The sequence below is a fragment of the Streptomyces sp. NPDC001450 genome (assembly GCF_053597295.1).
Genome location: NZ_JBSFHY010000021.1, coordinates 107,102 through 122,762, shown reverse-complemented (window position 1 = coordinate 122,762; position 15,661 = coordinate 107,102). Strand labels below are relative to the sequence as shown.

13 protein-coding genes are annotated in these 15,661 nt (G+C 69.3%); all 13 read right to left on the bottom strand.

The genetic code is table 11. The features are described 5' to 3' along the window. Positions 1 to 117: 117 nt before the first annotated feature. The 13 genes from nuoN to ACWC5O_RS23620 are packed head-to-tail and all read right to left on the bottom strand — an operon-like array spanning position 118 to position 15,654. Positions 118 to 1,767, bottom strand: a complete 1,650-nt coding sequence (gene nuoN / locus ACWC5O_RS23680) for an NADH-quinone oxidoreductase subunit NuoN (RefSeq protein WP_450585261.1) — start codon at positions 1,765 to 1,767, stop codon at positions 118 to 120. Beyond that, the gene (locus ACWC5O_RS23675) at positions 1,764 to 3,335 is read right to left on the bottom strand and encodes an NADH-quinone oxidoreductase subunit M (protein ID WP_450585263.1); all 1,572 of its coding nucleotides are present in this window, start codon (positions 3,333 to 3,335) and stop codon (positions 1,764 to 1,766) included. Before ACWC5O_RS23675 ends, nuoN begins: the two co-directional genes overlap by 4 nt. Before the next feature lie 5 nt (positions 3,336 to 3,340). Beyond that, positions 3,341 to 5,236, bottom strand: a complete 1,896-nt coding sequence (gene nuoL, locus ACWC5O_RS23670) for an NADH-quinone oxidoreductase subunit L (protein WP_450585264.1) — start codon at positions 5,234 to 5,236, stop codon at positions 3,341 to 3,343. Positions 5,237 to 5,251: 15 nt separating this feature from the next. Continuing rightward, entirely contained in the window at positions 5,252 to 5,551 is a 300-nt protein-coding gene (gene nuoK, locus ACWC5O_RS23665) for an NADH-quinone oxidoreductase subunit NuoK (protein ID WP_386577119.1), read from the bottom strand. Further along, the gene (locus ACWC5O_RS23660) at positions 5,548 to 6,390 is read right to left on the bottom strand and encodes an NADH-quinone oxidoreductase subunit J (RefSeq protein ID WP_450585266.1); all 843 of its coding nucleotides are present in this window, start codon (positions 6,388 to 6,390) and stop codon (positions 5,548 to 5,550) included. Before ACWC5O_RS23660 ends, nuoK begins: the two co-directional genes overlap by 4 nt. Then, entirely contained in the window at positions 6,387 to 7,025 is a 639-nt protein-coding gene (nuoI, locus tag ACWC5O_RS23655; protein ID WP_450585268.1) for an NADH-quinone oxidoreductase subunit NuoI, read from the bottom strand. The genes ACWC5O_RS23660 and nuoI overlap by 4 nt, the downstream gene beginning before the upstream one ends. Next, positions 7,018 to 8,382: an NADH-quinone oxidoreductase subunit NuoH gene (gene nuoH, locus ACWC5O_RS23650; RefSeq protein WP_450585270.1), complete on the bottom strand. Its 1,365-nt coding sequence runs from the start codon at positions 8,380 to 8,382 to the stop codon at positions 7,018 to 7,020. Before nuoH ends, nuoI begins: the two co-directional genes overlap by 8 nt. Beyond that, on the bottom strand, positions 8,379 to 10,883 hold the full coding sequence (locus tag ACWC5O_RS23645) for an NADH-quinone oxidoreductase subunit G (protein ID WP_450585272.1): 2,505 nt from the start codon (positions 10,881 to 10,883) through the stop codon (positions 8,379 to 8,381). Before ACWC5O_RS23645 ends, nuoH begins: the two co-directional genes overlap by 4 nt. Beyond that, on the bottom strand, positions 10,880 to 12,223 hold the full coding sequence (gene nuoF, locus ACWC5O_RS23640) for an NADH-quinone oxidoreductase subunit NuoF (protein WP_393467403.1): 1,344 nt from the start codon (positions 12,221 to 12,223) through the stop codon (positions 10,880 to 10,882). The genes ACWC5O_RS23645 and nuoF overlap by 4 nt, the downstream gene beginning before the upstream one ends. After that, complete coding sequence (gene nuoE / locus ACWC5O_RS23635) at positions 12,223 to 13,005, bottom strand: NADH-quinone oxidoreductase subunit NuoE (protein WP_450585274.1); 783 nt, start codon at positions 13,003 to 13,005, stop codon at positions 12,223 to 12,225. The genes nuoF and nuoE overlap by 1 nt, the downstream gene beginning before the upstream one ends. Further along, positions 13,002 to 14,342: an NADH-quinone oxidoreductase subunit D gene (locus ACWC5O_RS23630; RefSeq protein WP_450585276.1), complete on the bottom strand. Its 1,341-nt coding sequence runs from the start codon at positions 14,340 to 14,342 to the stop codon at positions 13,002 to 13,004. Before ACWC5O_RS23630 ends, nuoE begins: the two co-directional genes overlap by 4 nt. Continuing rightward, positions 14,339 to 15,103 (bottom strand): NADH-quinone oxidoreductase subunit C, encoded by a 765-nt coding sequence (locus tag ACWC5O_RS23625; RefSeq protein WP_450585278.1) that lies wholly within the window; start codon positions 15,101 to 15,103, stop codon positions 14,339 to 14,341. The genes ACWC5O_RS23630 and ACWC5O_RS23625 overlap by 4 nt, the downstream gene beginning before the upstream one ends. Continuing rightward, entirely contained in the window at positions 15,100 to 15,654 is a 555-nt protein-coding gene (locus tag ACWC5O_RS23620) for a NuoB/complex I 20 kDa subunit family protein (RefSeq protein ID WP_023547484.1), read from the bottom strand. Before ACWC5O_RS23620 ends, ACWC5O_RS23625 begins: the two co-directional genes overlap by 4 nt. Positions 15,655 to 15,661 lie beyond the last annotated feature (7 nt).

The window sequence follows — 15,661 nt, the reverse complement described above, 5'->3', positions numbered from 1 at the left end:
CGGCTGGACCGCCGTGCGGTTCCCGGCGGAGGCCGCAGTGACTCCGGACATACGCCGCTGCCCGGCACCCTTCCAGAACGAGGGCGCCGGGCAGCGGCGTGTAGGAGACGGCGAGCGTCAGCGCACGAACACTCCCGCCTGGCTCGCCAGGTTCAGGAAGTACTGCGGCGCCACACCGAGCACCACCGTGACCGCCACGCCCACCCCGATCGCCGCCATGGTCAGCGGCGACGGCACGGCCACGGTCGGGCCCTCGGGCCTCGGCTCGCTGAAGAACATCAGCACGATCACCCGGATGTAGAAGAACGCGGCGATCGCCGAGGAGATCACACCGATCACGACCAGCGGGGCCGCACCGCCGTCCGCCGCCGCCTTGAACACGGCGAACTTCCCGGCGAAACCGGAGGTCAGCGGGATACCGGCGAAGGCCAGCAGGAACACCGCGAACACGGCCGCCACCAGGGGCGACCGGCGGCCGAGCCCGGCCCACTTGGACAGGTGGGTCGCCTCGCCGCCCGCGTCGCGCACCAGCGTGACCACCGCGAAGGCACCGATCGTCACGAACGAGTACCCGGCCAGGTAGAACAGCACGGACGACACGCCGTCCTTCGAGGTCGCGATGACACCCGCGAGGATGAATCCGGCGTGCGCGATCGACGAGTACGCCAGCAGCCGCTTGATGTCGGTCTGCGTGATCGCGATGATCGCGCCGCCCAGCATGGTGACGACCGCCACCGCCCACATGACCGGCCGCCAGTCCCAGCGCATGCCGGGCAGGACGACGTACAGCAGGCGCAACAGCGCGCCGAACGCCGCCACCTTCGTCGCCGCCGCCATGAAGCCGGTCACCGGGGTCGGCGCGCCCTGGTAGACGTCGGGCGTCCACATGTGGAACGGCACCGCGCCCACCTTGAAGAGCAGGCCCATCACGATCAGGGCGCTGCCGAGCAGCAGCAGCGCATCGTTGCCCATGGTGCCCGCGAGCGCCGGGTCGACGTTGGTGACCGTGCCGTCGACGACCTGCGCGATGCGCGCGTACGACACCGAGCCCGCGTAGCCGTACAGCAGGGCGATGCCGAACAGCGTGAACGCCGAGGCGAACGCGCCGAGCAGGAAGTACTTGACCGCGGCCTCCTGCGACATCAGCCGCTTGCGGCGGGCCAGCGCGCACAGCAGGTACAGCGGCAGGGAGAAGACCTCCAGGGCCACGAAGAGTGTCAGCAGGTCGTTGGCCGAGGGGAAGATCAGCATGCCGGCGATCGCGAAGAGCAGCAGCGGGAAGACCTCGGTGGTGGTGAACCCGGCCTTCACGGCGGCCTTCTCGCTGTCGCTGCCCGGCACGGACGCGGCCTGCGCCGCGAACGAGTCGACCCGGTTGCCGTGCGCCGCCGGGTCCAGGCGCCGCTCGGCGAAGGTGAACAGGCCGACCAGACCGGCCAGCACGATCGTGCCCTGCAGGAACAGGGCCGGCCCGTCGACCGCGATCGCTCCCATGGCCGCGATGTGCGCCTTCGTGGTGCCGTACCCGTCGGCCGCCAGGGCGACCACCGCGGCGAACGCGGCACAGAGGGCCACGACGGACACGAACACCTGCGCGTAGTAGCGGGACCGGCGCGGGACGAACGCCTCGATCAACACCCCGACCAGCGCCGCGCCGAGGACGATCAAGGTCGGCGACAATTGCCCGTACTCGATCTTCGGCGTGGGGATCTTCGAGATCGGCTCGGCCGCGGTTGTCCACAGGCTGTGGACGGCTGTTGCGCTCACTTTGCCGCCTCCACCGAGGGCTTGGGATCGGTCTTGTGTACGTCGGACATGGTCTGCTTGACCGCCGGGTTGACGATGTCCGTGACGGGCTTCGGGTAGACGCCCAGGAAGATCAGCAGCACGATCAGCGGGGCGACGACCACCAGCTCGCGCGCGCGGAGGTCGGGCATCGCCGAGACCTCGGGCTTGACCGGGCCCGTCATCGTGCGCTGGTACAGCACGAGGGTGTAGAGCGCGGCGAGCACGATGCCGAAGGTGGCGATGATGCCGATCGCCGGGTAGCGCGTGAACGTGCCGACCAGGACCAGGAACTCACTCACGAACGGCGCGAGTCCGGGGAGCGAGAGGGTGGCGAGGCCGCCGATCAGGAAGGTGCCGGCGAGCACCGGGGCGACCTTCTGCACACCGCCGTAGTCGGCGATGAGGCGCGAGCCGCGCCGGGAGATAAGGAAGCCGGCGACCAGCATCAGCGCGGCCGTGGAGATGCCGTGGTTGACCATGTAGAGCGTGGCGCCGGACTGGCCCTGGGTGGTCATCGCGAAGATGCCCATGATGATGAAGCCGAAGTGCGAGATCGACGCGTAGGCAACCAGTCGCTTGATGTCCCGCTGCCCGACGGCGAGCAGGGCTCCGTAGACGATGCTGATGAGCGCCAGTACGAGGATGACGGGCGTCGCCCACTTGCTGGCTCCCGGGAACAGCTGGAGGCAGAAGCGGAGCATCGCGAAGGTGCCCACCTTGTCGACGACCGCGGTGATGAGGACGGCGACCGGGGCGGTGGCCTCCTGCATGGCGTTGGGCAGCCAGGTGTGCAGCGGCCACAGCGGCGCCTTCACCGCGAAGGCGAAGAAGAAGCCGAGGAACAGCCAGCGTTCGGTGTTCGTCGCCATGTGCAGCGAGCCGTTGGCGCGCGCCTGCACGATCTCCTGGAGGCTGAAGTTCCCGGCGACCACGTAGAGGCCGATCACCGCGGCCAGCATGATCAGGCCGCCGACCAGGTTGTAGAGCAGGAACTTCACCGCCGCGTACGACCGCTGGGTGGCGGCCGCCTTCTCGCCGTGCTCGTGGGCACGGTCCCCGAAGCCGCCGATGAGGAAGTACATCGGGATGAGCATGGCTTCGAAGAAGATGTAGAAGAGGAAGACGTCGGTGGCCTCGAAGGAGATGACCACCATCGCCTCGACGGCCAGGATCAGCGCGAAGAAGCCCTGGGTGGGCCGCCAGCGGCGGCTGCCGGTCTCCAGCGGGTCGGCGTCGTGCCAGCCGGCGAGGATCACGAACGGGATCAGCAGCGCGGTCAGCGCGACGAGCGCCACCGCGATGCCGTCGACGCCCAGCTCGTAGCGGACCCCGAAGTCCGCGATCCAGGCGTGCGATTCGGTGAGCTGGTAGCGGGCGCCGTCCGGGTCGAAGCGGACCAGGACGGTGATCGCCAGGGCGAGCGTGGCGAGCGAGACCAGCAGCGCCAGCCACTTCGCGGCGGTGCGCTGTGCGGCCGGTACGGCGGCCGTGGCGACGGCCCCGATGGCCGGGAGCGCCGCCGTCGCTGTCAGCAGAGGAAAGGACATCGGTATCAGACCGCCCTCATCAGCAGGGTCGCGGCGACCAGGAGTGCCGCACCGCCGAACATCGAGACCGCGTAGGAACGGACGAAGCCGTTCTGGACCCGGCGCAGCCGGCCCGACAGGCCGCCGAAGCCGGCCGCCGTGCCGTTGACGACGCCGTCGACCAGGGTGTGGTCGACGTACACCAGGGAGCGCGTGAGGTGCTCGCCGCCGCGCACCAGGACGACGTGGTTGAAGTCGTCCTGGAGCAGGTCGCGCCGGGCGGCCCGGGTGAGCAGCGATCCGCGCGGGGCGACGGCCGGGACGGGCTTGCGGCCGTACTGGGCCCAGGCGATGCCGACGCCGATGACCAGGCACACCATCGTCGCGCCCGTGACCGTGGCCGCGCTGACCGGCGAGTGGCCCTCACTGTGGCCGGTGACCGGCTCCAGCCAGTGCAGGAAGCGGTCACCGATGCTGAACAGCCCACCGGCGAAGACCGACCCGAACGCGAGCAGGACCATCGGGATCGTCATGACCTTGGGCGACTCGTGCGGGTGCGGCTCGTTGCCGTTCTCGTCCGGCTGCCAGCGCTTCTCGCCGAAGAACGTCATCAGCATCACGCGCGTCATGTAGAAGGCGGTGATGGCCGCGCCCAGCAGGGCCGCGCCGCCGAGGATCCAGCCCTGGGTGCCGCCCTTCGCGAAGGCCGCCTCGATGATCGCGTCCTTGGAGAAGAAGCCCGACAGGAACGGGAAGCCGATGATGGCCAGGTAGCCGAGACCGAAGGTGACGAAGGTGACCGGCATGTACTTCCGGAGGCCGCCGTACCTGCGCATGTCGACCTCGTCGTTCATGCCGTGCATGACGGAACCGGCGCCGAGGAACAGCCCGGCCTTGAAGAAGCCGTGCGTCACCAGGTGCATGATCGCGAAGACGTAGCCGATGGGGCCGAGGCCGGCGGCCAGGATCATGTAGCCGATCTGCGACATGGTCGAGCCGGCCAGCGCCTTCTTGATGTCGTCCTTCGCGCAACCGACGATCGCACCGAAGAGGAGCGTGACCGCGCCGACGACGGTGACGGCCAGCTGGGCGTCCGGAGCCAGGTTGAAGATGGCCGCGGAGCGGACGATCAGGTACACACCCGCGGTCACCATCGTCGCGGCGTGGATCAGGGCCGACACCGGGGTCGGGCCCTCCATCGCGTCCCCGAGCCAGGACTGCAGTGGCACCTGGGCCGACTTGCCGCAGGCGGCGAGCAGCAGCATCAGGCCGATCGCGGTGAGCTTGCCCTCGGAGGCGTCACCGGCGTGGCTGAAGACCGGGCCGAAGGCGAAGCTGCCGAAGGTGGTGAACATCAGCATGATCGCGATCGACAGGCCCATGTCGCCGACGCGGTTGACCAGGAAGGCCTTCTTCGCCGCCGTGGCCGCGCTGGGCTTGTGCTGCCAGAATCCGATCAGCAGGTAGGACGCGAGACCGACGCCCTCCCAGCCGACGTACAGCAACAGGTAGTTGTCGGCGAGGACGAGCAGCAGCATCGCCGCGAGGAACAGGTTCAGGTAGCCGAAGAAGCGGCGGCGCCGCTCGTCGTGCTCCATGTACCCGACCGAGTACAGGTGGATCAGCGAGCCGACGCCGGTGATCAGCAGGACGAACGTCATCGACAGCTGGTCGAGGCGGAAGGTGACGTCCGCCTGGAAGCTGCCGACCGAGATCCACGTCCACAGGTGCTGGGTCAGGGTGCGGTGTTCGGCGTCCTTGCCGAGCAGGTCGGCGAAGAGGATCAGGCCGAACACGAAGGAGGCGGCCGACAGGAGCGTGCCGATCCAGTGGCCGACGGCGTCCAGCCGCCGGCCGCCGACCAGGAGGACGGCCGCTCCGAGCAGGGGCGCCGCGATGAGCAGCGCGATCAGGTTCTCCACGATTCTTCCGACCCCTTACAGCTTCATCAGGCTGGCGTCGTCGACCGAGGCCGAGTGGCGGGTGCGGAACAGCGACACGATGATCGCGAGGCCCACCACGACCTCCGCGGCGGCGACGACCATCGTGAAGAAGGCGATGATCTGGCCGTCGAGGTTGTCGTGCATCCGGGAGAAGACGACGAACGCGAGGTTGCAGGCGTTGAGCATCAGCTCGATGCACATGAACACGACGATCGCGTTGCGCCGGATCAGCACCCCGGTCGCGCCGATGGTGAACAGAAGAGCGGCGAGGTAGAGGTAGTTGACGGGGTTCACTTCGACGCCTCCTCGGACCGCTTGAACGTCGTCGGCTCGATCTCGGTCCGTTCCAGGCGCTCCTCGGCGCGCTGTTCCAGGGCCCGCAGGTCGCCCAGCGCCTCCGCCGACACGTCACGGATCTGGCCGCGCTCGCGCAGCGTCTTGTTGACGGTCAGCTCGGAGGGGGTGCCGTCGGGCAGCAGGCCCGCGATGTCCACGGCGTTGTGCCGGGCGTAGACACCGGGGGCGGGCAGCGGCGGTACGTGCTTGCCCTCGCGGACGCGCTGCTCGGCCAGCTCGCGCTGCGTCCTGGCGCGCTCGGTGCGCTCGCGGTGGGTGAGCACCATGGCGCCGACGGCGGCCGTGATCAGCAGGGCACCGGTGATTTCGAAGGCGAAGACGTACTTGGTGAAGATGAGGGCGGCGAGGCCCTCCACGTTGCCGTGCGCGTTCGCCTGGCCGGTGCCGTCGAACTCCTTCAGGGAGGCGTTCCCGATACCGGCGAACAGCAGGACGCCGAAGCCGACCCCGCACAGAAGAGCCAGCCAGCGCTGGCCCTTGATGGTCTCCTTCAGCGAGTCCGCGGCCGTGACGCCGACGAGCATCACCACGAAGAGGAACAGCATCATGATCGCGCCGGTGTAGACGACGATCTGCACGATCCCGAGGAAGTAGGCGCCGTTGGCGAGGTAGAAGACCGCCAGGACGATCATGGTCCCGGCGAGGCTGAGCGCGCTGTGCACGGCCTTCTTCATGAAGACGGTGCCCAGGGCGCCGACCACCGCGATCGTGCCGAGGACCCAGAACTGGAAGGCCTCACCGGTGGAGGTGGTGTAGGCCGCGAGCTGCGGGCTCATGCGTCCACCTCCTGATCTTCCGCCGCGCCCGAAGGGCCTGCCGATTGAGGCTGTTCACCCTTGGAGACGGCCACCTGCCGTACGGTCCCCGGCGCGGCCTCCGTCACCAGTCCCCGGTAGTAGTCCTGTTCGTCGGTCCCCGGGAAGATCTCGTGAGGCGTGTCGACCATGCCCTCTTCGAGGCCGGCGAGCAGCTGCTCCTTGGTGTAGATGAGGTTGGCGCGGCTGGAGTCGGCCAGCTCGAACTCGTTGGTCATCGTCAACGCGCGCGTGGGGCACGCCTCGATGCACAGCCCGCACAGGATGCAGCGGGCGTAGTTGATCTGGTAGACGCGGCCGTACCGCTCGCCCGGGGAGTAGCGCTCCTCGTCGGTGTTGTCGGCGCCCTCCACGTAGATGGCGTCGGCGGGGCATGCCCAGGCGCACAGCTCACAGCCGACGCACTTCTCCAGGCCGTCCGGATGGCGGTTGAGCTGGTGCCGTCCGTGGAACCGCGGAGCCGTGGTCTTGTGCTGCTCCGGGTACTGCTCCGTCAGCCGCTTCTTGAACATGGCCTTGAAGGTCACGCCGAAGCCGGCCACGGGGTTCTGGAAGCCAGGCTTCGTCTGCCCGGGCTCCTTGGGCTCCTCAGCCATCGGACGCCTCCTTTCCATCCGAAGATCCGTCACTGACAGTGTCCGACCCGCCACTGACAATCAGCTCCCGGTCCCGGCGCGGGCTGCGCCTCGGCACCGGCGGCAGTTCCTGTCCGGGCAGCGGCGGTACGGGGAATCCGCCCGCCATCGCGTCGAACCCGGGCTGCTGGGCGGCGGGCTGCTCGGCCGTCTTCGCCTTCTCGCGGAACATGTCGGCGACGAAGGAGATCAGCAGCAGGGCCAGGACCCCTCCGCCGACGTAGAGGGCGATGTCGGCGAAGTCGTAGTTCTCGTTGCGCAGCGCCCGCACGGTCGCGACGAGCATCAGCCAGGTCACCGAGACCGGGATGAGGACCTTCCAGCCGAGCTTCATCAGCTGGTCGTAGCGCACGCGCGGGAGCGTGCCGCGCAGCCAGATGAAGAAGAACAGCAGCAGCTGGACCTTGATGACGAACCAGAGCAGCGGCCACCAGCCGTGGTTCGCGCCCTCCCAGAAGGCGGAGATCGGCCACGGGGCGCGCCAGCCGCCGAGGAACAGGGTGGTCGACACGGCCGAGACCGTCACCATGTTCACGTACTCGGCGAGCATGAACATCGCGAACTTGATCGAGGAGTACTCGGTGTTGAAACCGCCGACCAGGTCGCCCTCGGACTCCGGCATGTCGAAGGGGGCGCGGTTGGTCTCGCCGACCATCGTGACGATGTAGAGGATGAAGGAGACCGGCAGCAGCAGGATGTACCAGCGGTCCTGCTGCTGCTCGACGATCGTCGACGTCGACATGGACCCCGAGTAGAGGAACACGGAGGCGAACGCGGCACCCATGGCGATCTCGTAGGAGATCATCTGCGCGCAGGAGCGGAGGCCGCCGAGCAGCGGGTAGGTGGATCCGGAACTCCAACCCGCGAGGACGATGCCGTAGATGCCGACGGAGGCGACCGCGAGGATGTAGAGCATCGCGATCGGCAGGTCGGTCAGCTGCATCGTGGTGCGCGTACCGAAGATCGAGATCTCGTCGTCGGCCGGGCCGAAGGGGATCACCGCGATCGCCATGAAGGCCGGGATGGCCGCGACGATCGGCGCGAGGACGTAGACCACCTTGTCCGCGCGCTTGACGATGATGTCTTCCTTGAGCATCAGCTTCACGCCGTCGGCGAGCGACTGGAGCATGCCCCAGGGACCGTGCCGGTTGGGGCCGATGCGCAGCTGCATCCAGGCGACGACCTTGCGCTCCCAGACGATGGAGAACAGCACGGTCACCATCAGGAAGGCGAAGCAGAACACCGCCTTGATGACGACCAGCCACCAGGGGTCGCGGCCGAACATCGAGAGGTCTTCAGCGGAGAGGTACGGGCTCATGCCTCCACCTCCTTGGGGGCCGCGTCGGCGGGTGCCGCCGGGCCGATGCGGACGAGGGTGCCGGGCTGCGCGCCGGTGTCGGAGGCGACGCCCGAGCCGACGGAGTTCAGTGGGAGCCAGACCACCCGGTCGGGCATCTCGGTGACCTGGAGGGGGAGTTCGACCGTGCCGGCCGATCCGGTGACGGCGAGGAGCTCGCCGTCACCGACGCCGGCCTCGGCGGCGGTCGCCGCGGACACGCGCGCGCGTGCGGCGTGCCGGGTGCCGGCGAGCGCCTCGTCGCCCTCCTGCAGGACACCGTGGTCGAGCAGCAGCCGGTGTCCGGCGAGTACGGCCTCACCCGCGGCGGGGCGGGGCAGCGCGGCCGCGGTCTCCATGGGCTCGGAGGCGCGGGAACCGTCCCAGGCGCCGAGCCGGTCGATCTCCGCGCGCGCGGTGCGCAGGTCCGGCAGGCCCAGGTGGACGTCCATGGCGTCGGCCAGCATCTGCAGCACGCGCCCGTCGGTGGGGGCGGGGCGGCGGGTCATCTGGTCGGGCTTGAGCGCGGCCTCGAAGAAGCGGACCCTGCCTTCCCAGTTGAGGAAGGTGCCGGCCTTCTCGGCGACCGCGGCGACCGGCAGGACGACGTCGGCGCGCTCGGTGACCTCGCTGGGCCGCAGCTCCAGCGACACCAGGAAGCCGACGCTGTCGAGGGCCTCACGCGCGCGTGCCGGGTCGGGCAGGTCGGCGGCCTCGACACCGGCGACCACCAGGGCCGACAGTTCGCCGGTGGCGGCTGCCTCGATGATCTGGTCGGTGTCGCGGCCGTAGCGCAAGGGCAGTTCGGAGAGCCCCCAGGCGGCGGCGACCTCCTCTCGCGCGCGCGGGTCGGTCGCCGGGCGGCCGCCCGGCAGCAGCGACGGCAGCGCGCCCACCTCGACGGCGCCGCGCTCACCCGCCCGCCGCGGGATCCACGCCAGCTGCGCGCCGGTCGCGGCGGCGGCGCGTACGGCTGCGGTGAGTCCGCCGGCCACCGCGGCGAGCCGCTCTCCCACGACGATCACCGCGCCCTCGGCGCGCAGGGCCTCGGCGGCCTCCGTGCCGGGCTCCTCCAGGCCGACACCGCTCGCGAGGGCGTCCAGCCACTCGGTCTCGGTGCCGGGAGCGGCCGGCAGCAGCGTGCCGCCCGCCTTCTCCAGGCCGCGGGTGGCGTGTGTGGCCAGCGAGAACACCCGCTGCTTGTGCTTGCGCCAGGCCTTGCGCAGCCGCAGGAAGACGCCGGGCGCCTCCTCCTCCGACTCGAACCCGACGAGCAGGACGGCGGGCGCCTTCTCCAGGGAGGTGTACGTGACGCCCGTGCCGTCGAGGTCACGGCCGCGGCCGGCCACCCGGGCAGCCAGGAAGTCGGCCTCCTCGCCGCTGTGCACGCGCGCGCGGAAGTCGATGTCGTTCGTGTCCAGCGCCACGCGTGCGAACTTGCTGTACGCGTAGGTGTCCTCGACGGTCAGGCGGCCGCCGACGAGGACACCGGCCCGGGAACGGGCGGCGGTCAGCCCGCGCGCGGCCGCTTCCAGCGCCTCCGGCCAGGAGGCGGGCTCCAGGACACCTTCGGCGTTGCGCACGAGCGGGGTGTCGAGGCGGTCCTTGAGCTGCGCGTACCGGAACGCGAAGCGTCCCTTGTCGCAGATCCACTCCTCGTTGACCGCGGGGTCGTTGGCGGCGAGCCGCCGCATGACCTTGCCGCGCCGGTGGTCGGTGCGGGTGGCGCAGCCGCCGGAGCAGTGCTCGCACACCGACGGCGAGGAGACGAGGTCGAAGGGGCGGGAGCGGAATCGATAGGCCGCGGAGGTGAGCGCGCCGACCGGGCAGATCTGGATGGTGTTCCCGGAGAAGTACGACTCGAAGGGGTCGCCCTCGCCGATGCCGACCTGCTGGAGCGCGCCCCGCTCCAGCAGCTCGATCATCGGGTCGCCCGCGACCTGGTTGGAGAAGCGGGTGCAGCGGGCGCACAGCACGCACCGCTCACGGTCGAGCAGCACCTGTGTGGAGATCGGGACGGGCTTCTCGTACGTCCGCTTGCGGCCCTCGAAGCGGGACTCCGCGTTGCCGTGCGACATGGCCTGGTTCTGCAGCGGGCACTCGCCGCCCTTGTCGCAGACCGGGCAGTCCAGCGGGTGGTTGATGAGCAGCAGCTCCATCACACCGTGCTGGGCCTTCTCGGCGACCGGGGAGGTGAGGTGGGTCTTCACGACCATCCCGTCCGTACACGTGATCGTGCAGGACGCCATCGGCTTGCGCTGGCCCTCGACCTCGACGATGCACTGGCGGCAGGCACCGGCCGGATCCAGGAGGGGGTGGTCGCAGAAGCGGGGGATCTCGATGCCGAGCTGCTCGGCGGCCCGGATGACCAGGGTGCCCTTGGGCACGCTGATCTCCGCGCCGTCGATCGTCAGCGTGACGAGGTCCTCCGGCGGGACCGCCGCCTGCCCCCCTCCGGAGGGAGCACTGGTGGTCACGGTCATGCGTTCACCTCCGGGCGGTCCGCCCAGGCCGTCGACTTGGCCGGGTCGAAGGGGCAGCCCCGGCCCGTGATGTGCTGCTCGTACTCCTCGCGGAAGTACTTCAGTGAGGAGAAGATCGGTGAGGCCGCGCCGTCGCCGAGGGCGCAGAAGGACTTGCCGTTGATGTTGTCGGCGATGTCGTTCAGCTTGTCGAGGTCGGACATGACGCCCTTGCCGGCCTCGATGTCCCGCAGCAACTGCACCAGCCAGTACGTCCCTTCACGGCACGGTGTGCACTTGCCGCAGGACTCGTGGGCGTAGAACTCGGTCCAGCGGGTCACCGCCCGCACCACGCAGGTCGTCTCGTCGAAGCACTGCAGGGCCTTCGTGCCGAGCATGGAACCCGCGGCGCCCACTCCTTCGTAGTCGAGAGGGACGTCGAGGTGCTCGTCGGTGAACATCGGCGTCGAGGAGCCGCCCGGCGTCCAGAACTTGAGGCGATGCCCGGGCCGCATGCCGCCGCTCATGTCGAGGAGCTGGCGGAGCGTGATGCCGAGCGGCGCCTCGTACTGGCCGGGGCTCGCGACGTGACCGCTGAGCGAGTAGAGCGTGAAGCCGGGCGACTTCTCGCTCCCCATCGACCTGAACCATTCCTTGCCGTTTTTCAGGATGGCGGGAACCGACGCGATCGACTCGACGTTGTTCACAACAGTCGGGCAGGCATAGAGCCCTTCGACCGCAGGGAAAGGGGGACGGAGCCGCGGTTGACCACGGCGGCCTTCGAGCGAGTCGAGCAGTGCGGTCTCCTCACCGCAGATGTACGCGCCGGCGCCGGCGTGCACGGTGAGTTCGAGGTCGAGTCCGCTGCCCAGGATGTTCTCGCCGAGGTAGCCCGCCGCGTAGGCCTCGCGCACGGCCTCGTGCAACCGCCGCAGAACGGGGACGACTTCACCACGCAGATAGATGAAGGCATGCGACGACCTGATGGCATAGCACGCGATCACAATGCCCTCGATGAGGCTGTGCGGGTTCGCGAAGAGGAGCGGGATGTCCTTGCAGGTCCCGGGCTCCGACTCGTCGGCGTTGACAACTAGATAGTGCGGTTTTCCATCACCCTGGGGAATGAACTGCCACTTCATTCCGGTCGGGAATCCCGCGCCGCCGCGCCCGCGCAGACCTGAGTCCTTGACGTACGCGATCAGGTCGTCCGGCGACATGGCGAGCGCCTTGCGGAGCCCCTCGTACCCCTCGTGCCTCCGGTAGACGTCCAGAGTCCAGGACCGGTCCTCGTCCCAGAAGGCCGACAGCACGGGTGCGAGCAGCTTCTCGGGGCTGGTGTCCTTGAGTTCGGTCACGGTCATCACTCCCCCTCCTCCTCGGCCTGGCCCGCGGACGGAGTGTCCTGTGATTCCTGGCCGCGCGGATGGACCACGCGCGCGGGTGCGGCCTCTCCCCTTGCCAGGCGAAGGCCCACCAGCGAAGCGGGTCCCGCACTGCCGCTCTCCTCGACGGCCCCTGGCCGCTCGTCGGGGAAACCGGCCAGCATCCGCGCGGTCTCCTTGAAGGTGCACAGCCGCGCCCCGCGCGTGGGCTGCACGGGCCGTCCGGCACGCAGGTCGTCGACCAGGCGCTTGGCGCTGCCGGGGTTCTGGTTGTCGAAGAACTCCCAGTTGACCATCACGACCGGCGCGAAGTCGCAGGCCGCGTTGCACTCGATGTGCTCCAGGGTGACCTTGCCGTCGTCGGTGGTCTCGCCGTTGCCGACGCCCAGGTGCTCCTGAAGGGTCTCGAAGATCGCGTCGCCGCCCATCACCGCGCACAGCGTGTTGGTGCACACGCCCACCTGGTAGTCACCGGACGGCCTGCGCCGGTACATGGTGTAGAAGGTGGCGACGGCGGTGACCTCGGCGGTGGTGAGGTCCAGCATGTCCGCGCAGAACCGCATTCCGGTGCGCGTGACATGGCCCTCCTCCGACTGCACGAGGTGGAGCAGCGGCAACAGGGCGGACCGGGAGTCGGGATAGCGCGCGATCACCTCGCGCGCGTCCGCCTCCAGCCGGGCCCGGACGTCGTCCGGATACGCGGGTGCGGGCAGTTCGGGCATGCCCAGGCTGACGCCCCGCTCCGAGGAACTGGTGGTCACCGGTCGACGCCTCCCATCACGGGGTCGATGGACGCAACGGCGACGATGACGTCGGCGACCTGGCCGCCCTCGCACATCGCCGCCATGGCCTGCAGGTTGGTGAAGGACGGGTCACGGAAGTGGACCCGGTAGGGACGGGTGCCGCCGTCGGAGACGGCGTGCACCCCGAGTTCGCCCTTGGGCGACTCGACGGCCGCGTACGCCTGTCCGGGCGGGACACGGAAGCCCTCGGTGACCAGCTTGAAGTGGTGGATCAGGGCCTCCATGGAGGTGCCCATGATCTTCTTGATGTGGTCGAGGGAGTTGCCGAGTCCGTCCGGTCCGAGGGCGAGCTGGGCGGGCCAGGCGATCTTCTTGTCGGCGACCATGACCGGGCCGGGCTGGAGCCGGTCCAGGCACTGCTCGACGATCCTGAGCGACTGGCGCATCTCCTCCAGGCGGACCAGGAAGCGGCCGTAGGAGTCGCAGCTGTCGGCGGTCGGGACGTCGAAGTCGTACGTCTCGTAGTCGCAGTACGGCTGGGCCTTGCGCAGGTCGTGCGGCAGGCCGGTGGAGCGCAGGATCGGGCCGGTGGCGCCGAGGGCCATGCAGCCGGCCAGGTCGAGGTAGCCGATGTCCTGCATACGGGCCTTGAAGATGGGGTTCCCGGTGGCGAGCTTGTCGTACTCCGGGAGGTTCTTCTTCATCTTCTTCACGAACTCACGGATCTGGTCCACCGCCCCGGGCGGCAGGTCCTGGGCGAGTCCGCCGGGCCTGATGTACGCGTGGTTCATGCGCAGGCCCGTGATGAGCTCGTAGATGTCGAGAATCATTTCACGATCACGGAATCCGTAGATCATGATCGTGGTGGCGCCCAGCTCCATGCCGCCGGTGGCGATGCACACCAGGTGGGAGGACATCCGGTTCAGCTCCATCAGGAGCACCCGGATGATCTTGGCGCGCTCGGTGATCTGGTCCTCGATGCCGAGGAGCTTCTCGACGGCCAGGCAGTAGGCGGTCTCGTTGAAGAAGGACGTCAGGTAGTCCATGCGCGTCACGAACGTGGTGCCCTGCGTCCACGTGCGGTACTCGAGGTTCTTCTCGATGCCCGTGTGGAGGTAGCCGATGCCGCAGCGGGCCTCGGTGACCGTCTCGCCCTCGATCTCCAGGATCAGACGGAGCACTCCGTGGGTGGACGGGTGCTGGGGGCCCATGTTGACGACGATGCGCTCGTCGTCGGCGCGGGCCGCGGACTGGACGACCTCGTCCCAGTCGCCGCCGGTGACCGTGTATACGGTGCCCTCGGTGGTCTCGCGCGCCGAGGCGGCGGAGGCCGCGGATGCTGACTGCGTGCTCACGAGTACGACCTCCGCTGGTCCGGAGCCGGGATCTGGGCGCCCTTGTACTCGACGGGGATGCCGCCGAGGGGGTAGTCCTTGCGCTGCGGATGGCCCTGCCAGTCGTCCGGCATCATGATCCGCGTCAGGGCCGGGTGACCGTCGAAGACGATCCCGAAGAAGTCGAAGGTCTCGCGCTCGTGCCAGTCGTTGGTCGGATAGACGGAGACCAGGGACGGGATGTGCCGGTCGCTGTCGGGGGCGCTGACCTCGAGGCGGACGAGCCGGTTGTGCGTGATCGAGCGCAGGTGGTACACGGCGTGCAGCTCGCGGCCCTTGTCGCTCGGGTAGTGGACGCCGCTGACGCCCGTGCACAGCTCGAAGCGCAGGGCCGGGTCGTCGCGCAGGGTGCGGGCGACGCGGACCAGGTGCTCGCGCTCGATGTGGAAGGTGATCTCGCCCCGGTCGACGACCGTCTTCTCGATCGCGTTCTCGGGGAGGAGTCCCTGCTCCTCCAGGGCGCCCTCCAGCTCGTCGGCGACCTCGTCGAACCAGCCGCCGTAGGGCCGGTTCGCCGGTCCCGGGAGTCGGACCGAGCGGACCAGACCGCCGTAGCCGGAGGTGTCGCCGCCGTTGTCGGCGCCGAACATGCCGCGCTGGACGCGGATCTCCTCGCCGCCCTGGCCGCGCTGGCCGGGGAGGTTGGAGGCGGAGAGGTCCTTCTCGGGGTTCACCCCGTTCGCGGACCCGTTTGCGCCGTTGGTGCCGTTCGCGTCGCTCACCGCAGCAGCCCCTTCATCTCGATCGTGGGCAGGGCCTTGAGCGCCGCCTCCTCCGCCTCGCGGGCCGCCTCCTCGGCGTTCACACCGAGCTTGGAGGTCTGGATCTTGTGGTGGAGCTTGAGGATCGCGTCCATCAGCATCTCGGGCCGGGGCGGGCAGCCGGGGAGATAGATGTCGACGGGGACGATGTGGTCGACGCCCTGCACGATCGCGTAGTTGTTGAACATGCCGCCCGAGGAGGCGCAGACGCCCATGGAGATCACCCACTTGGGGTTGGGCATCTGGTCGTAGACCTGCCTGAGCACCGGCGCCATCTTCTGGCTGACCCGGCCGGCGACGATCATCAGGTCCGCCTGGCGCGGCGAGCCGCGGAAGACCTCCATGCCGAAGCGCGCGAGGTCGTAGCGGCCGGCGCCGGTGGTCATCATCTCGATGGCGCAGCACGCCAGGCCGAAGGTGGCGGGGAAGACGGACGCCTTGCGCACCCAGCCCGCGGCCTGCTCGACGGTGGTCAGCAGGAAGCCGCTCGGCAGCTTTTCTTCGAGTCCCATGTCTCTA